Origin of the sequence: Massilia luteola (genome assembly GCF_034420155.1) — a bacterium.
Classification (GTDB): Bacteria; Pseudomonadota; Gammaproteobacteria; order Burkholderiales; family Burkholderiaceae_D; genus Telluria; species Telluria luteola.
Genome location: NZ_JAXOFN010000041.1, coordinates 18,537 through 34,212, shown reverse-complemented (window position 1 = coordinate 34,212; position 15,676 = coordinate 18,537). Strand labels below are relative to the sequence as shown.

Annotated in this window: 11 protein-coding genes; 4 read left to right on the top strand and 7 right to left on the bottom strand. The window is 69.5% G+C overall.

Annotated features, from left to right (window positions below; all coding sequences use genetic code 11):
• Positions 1-98: 98 nt before the first annotated feature.
• From U9J41_RS26315 to U9J41_RS26285, 7 genes are all read right to left on the bottom strand, one after another.
• Positions 99-1,292 carry a YsnF/AvaK domain-containing protein gene (locus tag U9J41_RS26315; protein WP_322405138.1) on the bottom strand — a complete coding sequence of 398 codons (1,194 nt, stop codon included), beginning with the start codon at positions 1,290-1,292 and terminating at the stop codon, positions 99-101.
• Positions 1,293-1,312: 20 nt separating this feature from the next.
• Positions 1,313-1,738 (bottom strand): DUF2382 domain-containing protein, encoded by a 426-nt coding sequence (locus tag U9J41_RS26310; protein WP_322405137.1) that lies wholly within the window; start codon positions 1,736-1,738, stop codon positions 1,313-1,315.
• A gap of 108 nt (positions 1,739-1,846) precedes the next feature.
• Positions 1,847-2,821 (bottom strand): glycoside hydrolase family 43 protein, encoded by a 975-nt coding sequence (locus U9J41_RS26305; protein WP_322405136.1) that lies wholly within the window; start codon positions 2,819-2,821, stop codon positions 1,847-1,849.
• On the bottom strand, positions 2,818-4,107 hold the full coding sequence (locus U9J41_RS26300) for a rhamnogalacturonan acetylesterase (RefSeq protein ID WP_322405135.1): 1,290 nt from the start codon (positions 4,105-4,107) through the stop codon (positions 2,818-2,820). The genes U9J41_RS26305 and U9J41_RS26300 overlap by 4 nt, the downstream gene beginning before the upstream one ends.
• A 24-nt stretch (positions 4,108-4,131) precedes the next feature.
• A complete protein-coding gene (locus U9J41_RS26295; protein ID WP_322405134.1) occupies positions 4,132-5,433 on the bottom strand; it encodes a right-handed parallel beta-helix repeat-containing protein in 1,302 nt (433 codons plus the stop codon).
• 9 nt (positions 5,434-5,442) lie between these two features.
• Complete coding sequence (locus tag U9J41_RS26290; protein WP_322405133.1) at positions 5,443-8,157, bottom strand: exo-rhamnogalacturonan lyase family protein; 2,715 nt, start codon at positions 8,155-8,157, stop codon at positions 5,443-5,445.
• Positions 8,158-8,159: 2 nt separating this feature from the next.
• Complete coding sequence (locus U9J41_RS26285) at positions 8,160-9,374, bottom strand: DUF4861 family protein (protein WP_322405132.1); 1,215 nt, start codon at positions 9,372-9,374, stop codon at positions 8,160-8,162.
• A gap of 308 nt (positions 9,375-9,682) precedes the next feature.
• Between U9J41_RS26285 and U9J41_RS26280 the strand changes: the two genes are divergently transcribed.
• From U9J41_RS26280 to U9J41_RS26265, 4 genes are all read left to right on the top strand, one after another.
• A complete protein-coding gene (locus U9J41_RS26280) occupies positions 9,683-10,330 on the top strand; it encodes a class I SAM-dependent methyltransferase (protein WP_322405131.1) in 648 nt (215 codons plus the stop codon).
• 125 nt (positions 10,331-10,455) lie between these two features.
• Positions 10,456-11,463, top strand: a complete 1,008-nt coding sequence (locus U9J41_RS26275) for a DUF2156 domain-containing protein (RefSeq protein ID WP_322405130.1) — start codon at positions 10,456-10,458, stop codon at positions 11,461-11,463.
• A gap of 22 nt (positions 11,464-11,485) precedes the next feature.
• The gene (locus U9J41_RS26270; protein WP_322405129.1) at positions 11,486-13,060 is read left to right on the top strand and encodes a fatty acyl-CoA reductase; all 1,575 of its coding nucleotides are present in this window, start codon (positions 11,486-11,488) and stop codon (positions 13,058-13,060) included.
• Positions 13,061-13,288: 228 nt separating this feature from the next.
• Positions 13,289-15,676, top strand: coding sequence for a sensor domain-containing protein (locus U9J41_RS26265; RefSeq protein ID WP_322405128.1), 2,388 nt, complete (start codon positions 13,289-13,291; stop codon positions 15,674-15,676).

Sequence of the window (15,676 nt, the reverse complement as noted above, 5' to 3'; positions counted from 1 at the left end):
CCAGTGCGCGTTCATGGCGTTCGTGCTGGCGACGGTGCGGCGCGCCTGGCGCCACCACGCGGCGCCAGGCATCCCTGTAGCTTGAGCCGGCCCGGCCGTCAGGACGTCATGCGGTCCCAGCCCGAGCGCACGGCCGCCTTCATCCGCTCCCACGTCGATGAGCCGCTGCTGCCGTAGCGCGTGTCCCAGTCGCTGCGCAGGTCGGTTTCGACGTCGTCCCAGTTGCGGTTCTTGTAGCGGACGTCGCGCCGCATCTCGTTGCCGTAGCGGTAGGCCGGGGCATAGTCGTCGTAGGTGCCGCCGAGGCGCGCGTAATTCGTCTGCCAGTCGCTGCGGTAATACGTGTCGTCGTCGGTGCCCGCGCCCTGCAGCGGCTGGACGTCGACTTCGGTATGGCGCACCGTGTCCTTGATCTGCTGCTTGCGCTGGCTGACTTCCTTGCCGACGACGACTTCCTCGACGACGCGCGCGGATTTCTGCACGACGGCTTCCTCGGCCGTTTCGCGCAGTTCGATCGTCTTGTCCTTGAACGCGGTGGTGTCGCGCGGGTTGATCGGCTGGTCGACCGGGCGGCGTTCCACGCTGACGTGTTCTTCGCGCAGCGCCACGGTCTCGTTCACCGGCGTCTCGACGACGCGCGAGAACACGCGTACGCCGCCCCGTTCGACCATGCGCTTGCCGACGTGGACCTCTTCCCGCACGACCGGGATCGCGGCCTTGTCCGAGCGGGCCGTGCCCATGTCGCGCTGCAGCGAATCGGTGCGCTGGTCGGCGCGGATGTCGCCGCGGATGTCGGTGCGGGTGTCGGGCAGGTTGCCCGACAGGTTGCCGGCCTGGGTGCCCGACTGCATCGAGCCGGCCTGCACGGACGGCGACGTGGCCGGCTGGTAGGCGCTGGCGCCCAGTTCGGCGGCATTGCCCGCCAGGTCGTGGCGCTCGTCGATGTCGACGGGGCCGAAGCGTTCGATCACGTCGGCCGCCCGTTCCACGTCCGGCTCGGAGGCCGTGGTCAGCGTCAGCACGTGCTGGCCGCCCGTCACGGCGTTCGAATAGCGCGTGGCGTGGTCGTCGTGGTCGGTGCCGAACAGGTTCTCGAAGAAGTGCCTGATGGAGGCGCCGACGCCTTCCTCGTGGGTCGTGCCGAGCGTGGTGCCGGTGGTGGTCGTGGTGCCGGCCAGGTCGGCGCTGGACAGGTTGACGTTATCGCGCGTGAAGCCCGCTGCGAGCAGTTCGTCCAGCGCGTTCTGGGCATCGCTGCGGTTGTCGAAAACCGCGACTAGGGTATGTTGCATGATGCGTCCTCCGTTGATTGTCACGTGGGTGAAGTGTCGCCGTGCTCGTCGAAGCGTTCCACGCTGACCTGCTCGGACTTGAGCACGACGGTGTCGACGTGGCGTTCCTCGCGGCGGGTGCGGGTGATGTGGAGCTCTTCCTTGATGCGCAGGCGCCGTTCGACGACCAGCACTTCCTCGAGGATCGGCACCACGAGCGTATCCCCTTCGTAGCGGGTGGCGGGGGCCTGCTCGAGCGGGACGATGCGGTCGACCGGCACATGGTCGACCCGCACGTCGTCGCGAAACAGGCTCTCGTCGATCCGGCAGGGATGTTCGGCGACGGTGGTATGGATGCGTACGCCGCGTCCCGTGTCGACGATCCGTTTCTCGACCCAAGCTTCCTCGCGGACAACGGGAACCCGGACGAGCTCCTGTTTTTCCTGTTCGGGTTCTGCTGGGTTCATCGACACGGTCCGCCTCCGGGATCACGACACTGGAGGGCCCAGCGTACTCCAAGCGGCAGACTGTCCGCGCACCGTTGCCCGTCAACAAGGGGCGGCGCGCCCCGGCGCTCAGCGCGCGCGCAGGCTCTCGAGCACGTTGGCCGGTACCCGCAGCGCCGTCCCGTGGCGCATGCGCCTGGGCGTGCCTTCGTCCGGGAAGCGCATCTGCGCCGTCACGTCTTCCCAATGCACGAGGTCGCGCGAGCGCAGCGCGCCGTAGTGCTTTGCCGTGTACGCGTCGTAGTAGACGATGACGTCCTCGCCCACCTGCAGCGCGGTCGGGCCTTCCGTCCATAGCCCGGCGGGCGTGATCGGTGCCGCGAGCGGCGCGAACGGCCCTTGCAGGCTGGCGGCGCGGGCCAGCTGCAGGTATTTGCGCGGCGGATGGCGCGTCTCGTCCTTGACGAGCAGCCAGTCGCCCCGGCGCGTGCGCACGAAGGTCGCGTCGATGACGGAGAAGCCCGGATCGTAGAACAGGCGCGTGGGCGTGAACGTCGTGAAGTCGCGCGTCGTCGTCGCGTAGATGCGGTGGTCGTACTTGTTCGCGCCGGCGTTGTCGCCGGCCGCTTCGGTCCGCGCGAAGCGGCCGGGGATCGTCGACGACCAGAAGATCAGGTATTCGCCGCGCCGCTCGTCCCACGCGATTTCCGGCGCCCACGCGTTCAGCGCCGTCGGTTCGTGCGCCATCACGGGCAGTTCGCGCTGCGCCGACCAGTGCACGAGGTCGGGCGACGAGGCATAGCCGATGCCCGTCTCGTTCCACCCGCTCGTCCACACCATGCGGTAGATGCCGTCCGGGCCGCGCAGGATGCACGGGTCGCGCATCAGCTTCGCCTTGCCGACCGTGGGCGCCAGGAAGCTGCGGCCGCCGTTCAGCGCGTCCCAGCGGTAGCCGTCGCCGCTGCCGGCCAGGTGCAGGCCGTCCTCGCCGTTGCCGATGAAGTAGGCGAAGACGTAGGCGTCGCCGGCTGGTGCCGGCGCGACGCCGGCGCAGCCGGCCAGCATGCCCGCGGCGAGGACGGACAATGCCGCGCGGCGTTTCATTTGTGGCCCTCGTCGCCGAGCGGGCGCTGGTCGGTGCGGCGCGGGCTCGGAGGCACGGCGAACGTCGCGACCGGGTCCGGGTGGGCCGGATCGAACGCGAAATCGTCGACGATGAACGCGGCCGCCGGCACGTGCGCCTGGCGCAGGCCCAGCACGACGGCCTTGGCCAGCTCGTAGCTGCCGTAGCTGTCGTGGTGCGTGTTGTCCAGGCGTCCCGGCGCCGGCTCCGCGAACGCGGCCTTCGAGCCTTCCGGCCCGAGCGCCTCGTAGAACGTCTTGCTCATCGCGTTCAGGTCGATGAACGGCACGTCCAGTTCGTGCGCGGACTGGCGCGCCGCCTCGGCATAATCCTTCAGCGACGGGATCACGTGGCCGTCGGCGTCGAAGCCGCGCCGCTCCATCGACGACACGATCACGGGCAGGCCGCCGTGGGCGCGCACGGCGTCGACGTGGGCCTTGATCTCGGCCTTGTACGTCGTGAACGGCCCGCCCTTGCCGGACTTGATCTGCTTCTGGTCGTTGTGGCCGAACTGCATGACGAGCATGTCGCCCGGCTTCATCAGGCTGACGATCTTGTCGAGGCGCCGGCGCGCGAGCGAATCGCGGTAGGTCTCGCCCGATTCGCCGTGGTTGGCGACGGCGATGCCCGGCTTGAAGAAGCGCGGCAGCATCTGGCCCCAGCTGTTGTAGGGTTCCGCCGGCTGGTCGCACACGGTCGAATCGCCCAGCAGGAACAGGGTCGGCACGGCGGCGGGCGCGATGGTGATGGTGCGCACGGCCGGGTGCGCGCCGTTGATTTCCAAGGTCAGGCGCGGGTCCCAGTTCCACGCTTCCTCGACCGTTTCGCGCGGCGCCTTCAGCTTCACTTCGCCGGCCGCCACGCCCGCCACGGCGGCGATCCGCGGCGTGCGCACGTTGACGTCGAACGTCCTGGTGACGGTCGCGCCGGGCGCGGTGCGGACGTTTTCCAGCATCAGGCGGCGCAGCTCGGACTTCACGGTCGTCACGGCGGCCGCGTTATCGTCGCCCAAGGTGACCGTCACCGCGTAATTGCCTTCCGGGAGATCGACCGAGAAGTAATACGGATGGACGCCGTCCGGCCGGCTGCCCGGTTCGAGGCCGTAGCCGCGGGCGGCCGTGTAGACGGTGTCCGCGCCGACACTGGCATAGCCGGCCGGCGCCGCGCCGGGACCGAAGGCGAATTTCCACGTGTCGGCCGCATGGACGTGGGCCGCGCAGGCGGCGAGGAAAAGGGCGCCGGCGGCGCCGCGGATGGATCGGTTCATGGGGTCTCCGTTGTTGGTCCCGGTTCAGCGTTCGAAGGCGCCCAGGTCCGGCGCCTTGCCGTGGTAGGGCAGCCCGACGTCGACGCCCTTGTCGACGACGGCGCTGGCGGCCGTCGGATGGAACATCGGCACGTCGGGCAGGCTGCCGTCCGGCTTGCGCGGCGCGTCCCAGCCGGTGGCCGCCACGCTGTCGAAATCGGCCGCCGACAGGGCGAGGTGCAGGTCCCAGGAATTGGCGGCGCTGTCCGCGCCCGCCACCTTCAGGCGCGCGCCGTCCGGATACGCGAGGTTGTTGCGCAGGGTACCCAGGTAGACCGGGCCGCCGTCGGGTGCGATGCCGAGCATGTTGAAGTCGACGGCGTTGCGGAACGCCGTGTTGTGGAAGAAGTCCAGCGCCAGCGGGTGGTGATTGGCATAGAAGCCGGACACCTTGTTGTCGAAGGCGACCGAGAAACGCACCACGTGTTTCACGCCGTTCGGCACATACCGCCCGCTGTAGCCGCCGGCCTTGATGCCGTTGCCGTTGCCCGCCGGGAGCGACGTATGCGTGCCCGGCAGGTAGCCCTGTTGCCAGGCCCACGACTGCTCGATGGTGACCGGCGAGTAGGCGTTGATCAGGTCGAAGCCGTCGTCCGAGTTGTCCCACGCGCGGCAGCCGCGGAACACGTTGCCGGGATGGCCCGCGCTGATGTGGGCGCCGAAGCCGTCCGCGCTCTGGCCGGCGCCGTTCGACGTGTACGGGTCGTAGTTGTGGTGCGAGTCGGTGTTCAGCACGAGGTTCCAGCCGCCGTCCTTGATGAACAGGCCCGGCCCCATGTTGTGGTGCAGGTCGAGCCGCTCGAAGACGTCGTGGTTGCCGTTGACCCACACGCCCCACGACTCGTGGTTCAGGCGGTTGTCCGGCTGTTGCGGCGCCCCCGTGATTTCCAGGCCTTTCAGGTGGATCCAGTCGGCGACGACCTCGATGCCCTTGACTCGGCAATCGTCCTTCATGCCCGCGAAGTCGAACACCGGCGTCTCGCCCGGATAGGCCCAGTAGCGGATCGGTTGCGTCGCCGTGCCGCTCTTGTCGAGGACGATGCCCGCGACGGCCGCGCGGCGCGATGCGCAGCTCGTCGTCGCCCGCGTGTAGGCGTAGCGGCCGCCGCGGAACCAGACGGTGTCGCCCGGTTGCGCGACGGCCTGCGCGTGCGCGAACGATTGCCAGGGCGCGGCCTCGGTGCCGGCGGCCGTGTCGCTGCCGGCGGGGGCCACATAATAGGTCGCGGCACATGCCGGCGCGGCGGCGCAGGCCACGGCCGCGGCGATACAACGTGAAAGGTACAAGGTGTTCTCCTAGGTGCGGGGCAGCGCGGCGCCGATCAGCGCCAGGTTCTGGATGGCGGCCAGGCCCCATTGTGCGGTTTCGTTGGTGCTGGCCCACGGGACTTCGTCGACCGGATTCAGCGCGTCCGGTCCGGCCACGTGGACGGTGCGGAACGGCCGCGGCTTGCCTTCGCCCGCGAATTCGTGCCACGCGCGCCGCGCCAGTGCCGGATCGTTGCGCTTCCGGGCCGCATACGCCGTCAGGCGCGAGTGGCCGACGTACAGCGCGTGCGTGGCGCCGTGCGGCATGCCGAGGCGGCGCCGCTGTTCGTCGACCGGGGCGTTGAACAATTCGCAGTAGTCCAGCCACGCCGCCTCGAACGCCTTGTCGCCCGTCAGGCGGATCAGCTCATCGAAGATCTCGACCGCGCCGAACACCGCGTTCAGGTGCAGCGCCTTCACGTTCGTGCCGATCATGTTGTGCAGGTGGCCGGTGTCGGGCTCGTAGCCCATGCGGTCGCCGTTGAAGAAGCCGTGCGGCATGGCGGCGATGTCGCGCATGCCCGTCAGGATCTTGTCGCGATAGTGCGCGCTGCCGCTGCGCTCCCATTCCGCGAGCCAGTTGGCGACGAGCGACGCCCAGTCCGTGCCGAAGCTGATCCGCGCCGGATACGGCCCCTTGGGCGGCTGGTTCGCCAGCTTGCGGACCGGATCCACCGCGTCCAGCTTGCGGTCGGCGTCCAGCACCTCGCGCATGATGTCGCCGATGCGCTCGTCGCCCGTCAGGTAGTAATAGAAGCGCCGGTACACGGCGGTGCTGATGCGCACCTGCTTGGCGCTGCAGCCCCAGTGCTGGACGTTGTGGCGCGACCCGAGGCCGGCGAACCGGCCCAGGTGATAGGTGTCGACCTCGCTCGTGTGGCGGATCATCGCCTCGCCCATGCGGAAGATGTCGGCGCGGCCGGTGCGCAGGAAGGAATACCAGAGCCACAGGTCGGGCGACAGTTCCGAATTGTCCCAGGCGAAGCCGCCGACGTCGTAGCGCCATTCGTGGCGGTCGGCGTCGTAGGTGTGGCGGATGTCGCCGTAGTCCCAGAAGCCGTACCAGTGGCGCTGCTCGACCTCGCGGCGGTAGAAATCGAAGCGGGCGTCCAGCTGGTCCTCGATGGCGGCGCGGGCCGGCGTGCTCCTGTCGGGCAGCGACCAGAGCGTTCCGAAGACTTCGGTGGCGAGGATGTGCGTGGACGCGGGCGCCAGCTGGGGCGGCGTCTGCACGGCCCGCGCGATTTGCACGAGGCGCTCGCGCGGCGGCGTCGCCTCGAACGCCCACAGTGTGATCTCGCTGCTGCGCGCGACGCCCGCCGGCGTGCCGAACCCCTTTTCGTAATCCTCGTACGTGATGTCGAGGCCCTGCAGTTCCTGCGCGTGGGTTTCCATCCCCATGCCGTCGTGGTAGAAGCGCAGGTCCATCGCCGGCGCGTCCGGGGACCACATCCAGACGGTGGCGCGGGCCATGTCCGTGTGCGCGTCGCGGATGTCCAGCTGCGTCGGGTGGCGCTGCCAGAAGTCGCGCAGGCCGAACGCCATGCCGCCCGAGACGCCGCCGACGTAGCCGCAACCCGGCGCGCGCCGGCCCCACGCGGCCTCGATCCAGCCGCAGCCGGCCTTGGTGCGCTTGCGGATGTGGAAGCCGTCGGCCGACAGCTGCGACAGCGAGACGTCGCCCCAGGCGGGCACGAGGTGCAGCAGCGGCCGCACCCGGTCGGAGACGGGCGGGCAGCGCTCGCCCGCGAGCTGCGCGCGGCGCACGTCCGCGCCCGGATCGCGGCGCAGGCCGGTGAGGTTGCGCACGCCTTCCGCCCACAGGCCGCCGTTCTCGCCGGCGAAGCGCACGTGGCGGTCGTGCATCTCGTCGCGCATCGGCACGTCGAGCGTCAGGCCGATGCCGCGCACGAAATCCTTGTGCTCGTCGCCGTCGAATACGAAGGTGTGCATGACGCGCACGGATTCCGCGCCGGCATAGAAGTACAGGCGGACGGTGAACGGCAGCCAGCCGCGCGCCTCGTCGCGGTGCCTGCCCTGCAGCCTGAGCACGCTGCGGACCGGTCCTTCCTGCTCCAGGGTCACCTGCTCGACCGCGCTCTCGAATGCGGAGCGGCGCGTGCTGCCTTCCGGCTGGTCGTCGCACAGCGCGACGAGGCGGACATTGTGCGCGATGTCGCGGCCGCCGCGGCGGATCGTCCGAACGAGCGCGGCACCGCGCAGCGGCACGACGCACTCGATGACGCCGGTGCCGACCACATACCCGTCGGCGCCGCGCCGCACGGCGACGGCATGGTCCGCGCGGGCGCGCGCCGTGCCCGGGCGCACGCGCAAGGCCGCATCCGGCGGGGCGCCAGCGCCGAGGGCATGGGCCGTCCATTTCAGCGAGCCGTCCGGCCAGTACGCCAGCGGCCAGCTTTGCGCCGGCAGGTCGCCCGCCGCGCCTTGCACGGTGAATGGCTGGTCCGGGCGGAACGCGCCGCGCGGCCAGGGCACGCCGAACGTCGTGCCGGCGATGAAGTCGGGCCGGCCTTCCAGCCAGGCCAGCGCCGCCCCATCCGCGGGCGCGGCGGCGGGCGACTGGGTGGGTGCCGCGGGCGCGGTGGGCGCGGCGGGGGCGCTGCGGCCCAGCGGCAGGGCGGCCGCCAAGGTGGTGGCGCGGAAGAAGTCGCGGCGCGTGTAGCCTTTTGTGGCGCTGTCCATGGTCAGTGCGCGGACAGGCTCACGTGCACCGGCGCGGCCACGCGCGCGGCCTCGTCGGCCACGGTGCGCTGCCACTGCTGCGCCGACTTGATCTCGCCGGCGCGCGTCCAGGCGGCGCCGACGTAGTAGCGCAGCGGCCGGCCGGACGTGGCCGGGGCCAGCATGAACGCATTGCGGGCGTCGGCGCCGTACGCGTTGGCGCCGGCCGACGGCAGGATCACGGCCACGCCGAAATCGCCGTTCTGCTTTTGCGCGACCCACTGCACGAGCGCTTTCGATGCCTTGTCCTCGACGAACGTGGACTTGGCCTCCTCGCCCTTGTCGGCCGGCTCCTTGTTCAGGCCCACGGCCACCTGCAGCGGATGGCCGCCGGCGAACGTGAAGGTGCTGTCGATGCGGTCGAAGTAGTGGCCCGCGTCGACGGTGAAGCGCTTGACTTCAGCGACCCTGGTGCCGGCCGCGTCCCAGCCGTCGTAGGTCAGCTCGAAGATGGCGCGCACGGGGCCGTTGGCGAGGACGTTCCAGTGCGTGAAGTTGATGCCCGAATAGAGCTTGCCGCCGGCCCAGATGCCCGTGCCGCCCGCGCCGAGGGTCGTGCCGACGTTGTACATGTCGATGCCTTCGCCCTCGTCGTGGTGGTAGTGGTCGTGGCCGATGTTGTACCAGCGGTCGACGATCGGGTAGGGCACGCGCTTGAACCAGATATCGAGGCCGCTCGTCTTGAGGACTTCCTTGCCCGATCCGGCCGGCGCCGGGGCGGCGAGCGCGGGGCCGTAGGTGCGGTGCGCGATCTTGTCGTTTTCCCACGCGAAGTCGTCCAGGCGTTCCGGCACGATGCGGGCCGAGACCTTGGTCGGGAACGGCGCCACGACGGCGTCGCTCTTCTCGACCGTGAACGTGGCGCTCTTTTCGCCGGGCGCGAAGTCGTGCTGGAACAGCAGTTCGCCGTACGCCACGCCGTTGCGCTGCGGGTCCTTCGCCTCCGGCGCCACGTTCGTCACCTGGTGCGGCAGCACGCGGCCGGCGGCGTCCTTCACGACGATGTGCTGGACGCCGGCGTGCGGCAGCGCGTCGTTGACGCTCTTCCACGGCACGGCGATGGTCTCGGCCGGGCGCGCGATGGCCAGGTCCTGGGTGACGGTGATGGTCAGGCGCTCGGCGGCGGAGGCCGCGGTGGCGACGGCGGCGAGTGCGAACAGCGACAGGCGAAGGTGCATGGGAAGGTTCATCGTTCGTTCGGTGGCGGTGGAAGGGTCTGCGGGAGGTTGCCCGACGAGTATCGATTCGGCGCGGCGCGGGTGTCAACGACCGGGCGGCGGCGCGCGGCATTTAGTCAGCGCGTTGAGCGGAGGTATTGACGGCGCTGACCCGCAAAGCCAGTGTTTTGGCTCGCAAGGACAGGGCGCCGCACCTCGGCCGGCGCGTGGTTTCCATTACTCTAATGGTGCTTGCCGTTCATGCAACGGTCTAGCACCGGGAGACGCGCGGTAAAAAACAAAGGTCGGAAAGACCGGAAGGGGCAAACATGAGAGACAAGTACAAGTTCGTGGGGCCGATCTACGACTGGCTCAGCGCTTTCTACAGCGGCAAATCGATCCATCATTGCAAGGTCGCGATGCTGGACAAGCTGCGTCCGGGCGACCGGGTGCTGTTCGCCGGCGTCGGCCACGGCCGCGACGCCGTCCATGCGGCGCGCCTCGGCGCCGACGTCACGGTGGTCGACCTGTCGGCCACGATGCTGAAGAAATTCCAGGCGAACCTCGACCGCGAAGGCGTCACCGTGCGCATCCGCCAGGTGCACAGCGACATCATGCTCGTCGAGGAATTCGAGCAGTACGACATGGTCGTCGCGAACTTCTTCCTGAACGTGTTCGACCAGGACATGATGCTGCGCGTGCTGGCGCACCTGATCCGCCAGGGCCGCCCGGGCGCGCACATCGTCGTCGGCGATTTCTCGTTCCCGACCGGGAACGTGGCGACCCGCGTCGTCAAGACCCTGTACTGGTATGGGGCCGTCGGCTTCTTCTGGCTGTTCGCCGGGAATGCCTTCCATAGCATCTATAACTATCCGGAGTGGATGCGGAAGTTCGGCCTCCAGGTCAGCGAGCAGAAGCACTACAGGCTGCTGCTGCTCGACTGCTACTGGTCGGTGTTGGGCCGCAAGCCGGCCTGAGAACAACCGTCGCTCCCGCGCGGGCGGGAGCCCAAGTTTGATCGACCGGTGACGCGTCGTCCTTGGGTCCCCGCCTGCGCGGGGACGACGGTGTCGCACGTCCATCGAATCCAACCGGAGCCCACATGAGCCAACACGCCGTTGCGCTGGAGCGGCGCATCGCCGCCGACCTGTCCCATCACGATACGGCCAGGCGCGCCGCCTGCCTGCGCCAGTTCGGCGGCCACGCGCTGTCGTTCTGCACCATGCAGCCGGGGATGTCGTATTTCGACGTGCCCGGCGTCGGCTATCTCGCGTACGCGAAGTACTGGGGCATGCGCTTCGCGCTGGGCGAGCCGGTGTGCGCGCCGCACCTGCGCGACGCGATGCTGGACGCCTTCCTCGAGCGCCATCCGGACGCCGTCTTCGTCCAGGTGGGCAAGGACGTCGTCGACCACCTGCACGCGCGCCACGGCTATCACGGCACCCAGTTCGGCAGCGAAGCGCGCATCGACCTCGCCGGCTGGTCGCTGCGCGGCGCGCGCAAGCAGGTGATCCGCACGGCGATCAATGCGGCGCGGCTGGACGGCATCGAGATCCGCGAGGGCGGCTTCGACCACGACGTGCGCCGGATTTCGGAGGCCTGGATCCGCACGCGCCGCTGCAAGAACAACGAGATCCGCTTCCTGATCCGGCCGATGATCGTCGACTACCGCGAAGGCACGCGTTACTTCTACGCCTATCGCGGCGGCGAGGCGGTGGGCTTCGTGTTCTTCGATCCCTTGTACCGCGACGGGCACCTGGCCGGCTACGTGCCGAACATCTCGCGCTCGTCCGCCAACTTCCGCCAGGGCCTGTGGTATGCGCTGATGGCGCATGCGATCGCGCGCTTCCAGGAAGAAGGCGTGCCGTTCATCGAGCTGGGCCTGACGCCGCTGCAACTGGCCGCCGGGATCGAGCCGCAGGAGTCGCGCCCGCTGCGCGCGACCCTGGCGGTGATCCGCGAGCGGATGGACTTCCTGTACAACTTCAAGGGGCTGGAATTCGCCAAGTCGCGTTTCCAGGGCCGCGTCGAAAAGACGTATTGCTGCCACCGGCACGCGTTGCCGGCCCTCGCCATGACGGCCATGTTCCGCCTGACGCGGATCATCTGAGCCAATATTCACCGGAGACGCCATGACGACATCAATCAACGAGACGGCGCCGGACGTGCCCGCCGCCTACGCCGGCAAGTGCATCCTGCTCACGGGCGCCACGGGCTTCGTCGCGAAGGTCCTGATGGAAAAGCTGATCCGCACGGTGCCCGACCTCGGCCGCATCGTGCTGCTCGTCCGCGCGGGCGGGCACGGCGACGCCCGCGCGCGCTTCGAACGCGAGATCGCGCCGTCGACCGTGTTCGACGACCTGCGCGCCGCGCGGCCGGCCCGGCTGGAGCGCTTCCTGGCCGAGCGCGTGGAGTGCGTGACCGGCGAGATCACGGCACCCGGCTTCGGCCTGCCGCCCGCGCGCTTCGAGGCGCTGGCGCGCGCGGTGGACGTGGTCGTGAACGCGGCGGCCAGCGTCGACTTCCGCGAACCGCTCGACCAGGCACTGGCCATCAACACGCTCAGCCTGCGCCACGTGACGGCCTTCGCGCGCGTGGCCGGCGCGCCGCTGGTGCACGTCTCGACCTGTTACGTGAACGGCTACAACCGCGGCGAGATGCGCGAGGAGGTCGTGGCGCCGGCCGGCGCGGCGCGCGACGCCATCCCGCGCCACCGCGACGGCTGGTACGACGTCGACGCCCTGATCGATTCGCTGCAGCGCAAGATCGAGCGGGTGCGCGCGGCCTGCCCCGATCCGGAACGGCTGCGCCGGCGCCTGACGGACCTCGGCATCGCCCAGGCCCAGCACCACGGGTGGAACGACACCTACACGTTCACCAAATGGCTGGGCGAGCAGGTCGCGCTGCGCGTCATGCACGGGCGCATGCTCACGATCGTGCGCCCGTCCATCATCGAAAGCACGCTGCGCGATCCGGCGCCCGGCTGGATCGAGGGCGTCAAGGTGGCGGACGCCGTCATCCTGGCCTACGCGCGCGGCAAGACGAGCTTCTTTCCCGCGCGGCGCGAGGGCATCATCGACATCGTCCCCGTCGACCTGGTCGCCAACGCGATCGTGCTGGCCGGCGCCGAAGCGCTGTCCGGCGCGCCGCGCCACCGCATCTACCAGTGCTGCAGCGGGTCGACGAATCCGCTCGCGCTGGGCGAACTGATCCGCCTGCTGCAGGCGGAAGCCAAGCGCAACTGGCGCAAGTACGACCGCCTGTTCCATGCCGAGCCGAAGCACGATTTCCGTACGGTCGGGGAGGGCACGTTCCGCTTCGCGCTGGGCGCGTTCGGCCTCGGCGCCACCGCGTGGAACGGCCTGCGCAGGCTCGCCGGCGCGCAGGGCGCCACGCGCGCGCTCGACAAACTGCGCACCACGCGCCTGCTGGCGCTGACGTTCGCCTTCTATGCGCACCCGCGCTGCCGCTTCCACAATGCCGGCCTGCTGGCGCTGGCCGCGCGCTGCGGCGAGGAGGCGCGGCGGCTGTATCCCGTCGATGCGCGCCTGATCGACTGGGAAGACTACCTGTGCCGCGTCCACATGGCGGGACTGAACCGCTACGCGCTGCGCCGGCGCGATGCCGTGCCGGACGAGGCGGCGGCCGCGCGGGCGGACGCGGGCGCAGGCGCGGAGACGCCGGCGGCGCCGCAGGCAGCGCGCTGACCGGGGCCGGGGTGACCGGCCGGCACCTGTGCGGAGGGGCCGGTCTCTGCCGGAATTATGCAACTAACCGACATGCGCCGCACCCGACCCCGACACCCCGCATCCAGGCCCGGCGGGCGCCGACGTCATGCTGCGTAAATATGGCGCCCCATACTTCACGACTGCGCTATGATATTTGCCCGCCGGACGTCATTCGAAGCAGCCCCGGCAGGTTCTCAGGAGGAGCCCGTGAACCTTTCGCCTTTGCCCCTCGCGGTATTCGTCGTCGACGCGACAGGGACCATCACGAGCTGGAACCGCGCCTGCGAAAAGCTGGCGGGCTACGACGCGTCCGCCATCCGCAACCGCGGCCTCGACACGATCATCGCCTTCGACGATGCGTCCGCCGTGGCCGCCATGCGGGACCGGGCCAACGCCGATTCGACGGGTGAGCTGATCTGTGCGGACGGGCGCCGGGTGCCCGTGCGGGTGACGGTGGCGCCGCAGTCGCTCGATCCCGACCAGCCCGGCAGTTTCAGCGTGATCATCGTGCCGCGCTCCGGCCTGGCGCCGACCCGTTACGCGCTGATCCAGGACCTGCCCATCGCCGACATCATCGAGGAATTGCCCTGCGTGTTTTATGTGGTCGACCAGAGCGGTCATCTGCTCCTGTGGAACCACCAGCTGGAAGCGGCGCTCGAATTGTCGAGCGAGGATTTGCCGACGTTCAACGTCAAGAATTTCTTCGACGAGCAGGCCCGGGCGGGGATCGTGCAAAAGATCCTGGAGGCGTTCGACCGCGGTTCGTCGTCCCACGAAGCCGAGCTCGTCGGCCGGCACGGCAAGCGCACGCCATACCTGTTCCACTGCGCCCGGGCCAGCCTGGGCAGCCTGCCGGTCGTGTTCGGCACGGGGCTGGACATCTCGGCGCGCAAGGAAGCCGAGCACGGCCTGCGCGTGCGCGAGCGGGCCATGTACGCGAGCGTCAACGCCATCGTGATCACGTGCTGCGTCGACGCCGACAACATCATCGAGTACGTGAATCCGGCGTTCGAACAGATCACGGGTTACACGCTGGCCGAGGTCAAGGGCAAGAATCCCCGCTTCATGCGCGTCGACGACTGCGACCTGGACGAGCGGCAGCGGATCCACGACGCGCTGGCGCGCCAGGAAAGCGTGCGCGCGGTCCTGCGCAACCGGCGCAAGAACGGCGAGGTGTTCTGGAACGACCTGCGCATCGATCCGGTCTCCAGCATCGACGGCGCCGTCACGCACTTCGTCGGCGTGATCAGCGACGTCACCGAGGCCCGGCACTACGAGCGCCGGCTGCAGCACCTGGCCCTCCACGACGGACTCACCGGCCTGGCCAACCGGACCTTGCTGCTGGAGCGCCTGAAGGCCGCGATCGATGCCGCCGCGGCCCACCACAAGCAGGGCGCGCTCGCCTTCCTCGACCTCGACAACTTCAAGCACATCAACGACACCTTCGGCCACGAAGCCGGCGACGCCGTCCTGCGCGAGATCGCCGCGCGCCTGCGCGAGAGCATGCGCGAGGACGACACGGTGGCGCGCCTGGGCGGCGACGAGTTCGTGCTCGTGATCGCCGAACAGCCCGACGTGGCGCAGGTGGCCGGCCTCGTCGAGCGCATCCGCCAGAGCGTATCGGCGCCGATCCACGTGGGCGACAAGGAGATCCTGCCCGGCACGAGTATCGGCGTGAGCCTGTTTCCCCAGGACGGCCGCACGGTCGACCACGTGATGCGCGCCGCCGACGCCGCGATGTACCACGCCAAGACGCTGGGCCGTAACAACGTGCAGTTCTACTCGGTCGAGCTGAACCAGGTCGTGCACCAGCACCTGCTGCTGGAAGCGAGCCTGGCGCGTGCGATCCGCAACCGCGAGCTGGTGCTTGGCTACCAGCCCAAGGTCGACCTGCGCACCGGCAAGGTGGTGGGCGCGGAGGCGCTCGTGCGCTGGCAGCATCCGGTCGACGGCATCATTCCGCCCGACGTGTTCATTCCCGTGGCCGAGCAGACCGGGCTGATCGTCCCGCTCGGCGACTGGGTGCTCGACGAAGCGTGCGCCACCTTGCGCACGCTCGGCGCGCTGGGGATCGAGGATTTCTCGATCGCGGTGAACCTGTCGGCGCGCCAGTTGCGCCAGCGCCGCTTCGTGCACCGCCTCGCGGACACGCTCGCGCGGCATGGCGTGGCCGCGCACCGGCTGGAACTGGAAGTGACGGAAAGCCAGCTGATGGACCACCCGGAGGAAGCGCTCGAAGCGCTGGCCCAGCTCAAGCTGCTGGGCGTGGGCCTGTCGATCGACGACTTCGGCACGGGCTATTCGAGCCTCAGCCACCTGCAGAAATTCCCGGTCGACTGCATCAAGATCGACCGCTCCTTCCTCGGCAGCTCCACCGGGCTCCATAACGGCCACGCCGTCATCACGCGCGCCATCATCGCGCTCGGCCACAACCTCAAGCTGAAGGTGATCGCGGAAGGGGTCGAGACGCACGAGCAGCTGACCTTCCTGCGCGACCACGGCTGCGACCAGATGCAGGGCTATTATTTCAGCGCCGCCGTCGCGCAGGACGGATTGCAGGACATGCTGCGGCGCGACACCCGCCTCGCGCTGTAG

What these genes read in the sequence shown, in the direction of transcription:
- U9J41_RS26315 (WP_322405138.1), bottom strand. Translation starts at nt 1,292, where the DNA reads ATGCAACATACCCTAGTCGCGGTTTTCGACAACCGCAGCGATGCCCAG.
- U9J41_RS26310 (WP_322405137.1), bottom strand. Translation starts at nt 1,738, where the DNA reads ATGAACCCAGCAGAACCCGAACAGGAAAAACAGGAGCTCGTCCGGGTT.
- U9J41_RS26305 (WP_322405136.1), bottom strand. Translation starts at nt 2,821, where the DNA reads ATGAAACGCCGCGCGGCATTGTCCGTCCTCGCCGCGGGCATGCTGGCC.
- U9J41_RS26300 (WP_322405135.1), bottom strand. Translation starts at nt 4,107, where the DNA reads ATGAACCGATCCATCCGCGGCGCCGCCGGCGCCCTTTTCCTCGCCGCC.
- U9J41_RS26290 (WP_322405133.1), bottom strand. Translation starts at nt 8,157, where the DNA reads ATGGACAGCGCCACAAAAGGCTACACGCGCCGCGACTTCTTCCGCGCC.
- U9J41_RS26285 (WP_322405132.1), bottom strand. Translation starts at nt 9,374, where the DNA reads ATGCACCTTCGCCTGTCGCTGTTCGCACTCGCCGCCGTCGCCACCGCG.
- U9J41_RS26280 (WP_322405131.1), top strand. Translation starts at nt 9,683, where the DNA reads ATGAGAGACAAGTACAAGTTCGTGGGGCCGATCTACGACTGGCTCAGC.
- U9J41_RS26275 (WP_322405130.1), top strand. Translation starts at nt 10,456, where the DNA reads ATGAGCCAACACGCCGTTGCGCTGGAGCGGCGCATCGCCGCCGACCTG.
- U9J41_RS26270 (WP_322405129.1), top strand. Translation starts at nt 11,486, where the DNA reads ATGACGACATCAATCAACGAGACGGCGCCGGACGTGCCCGCCGCCTAC.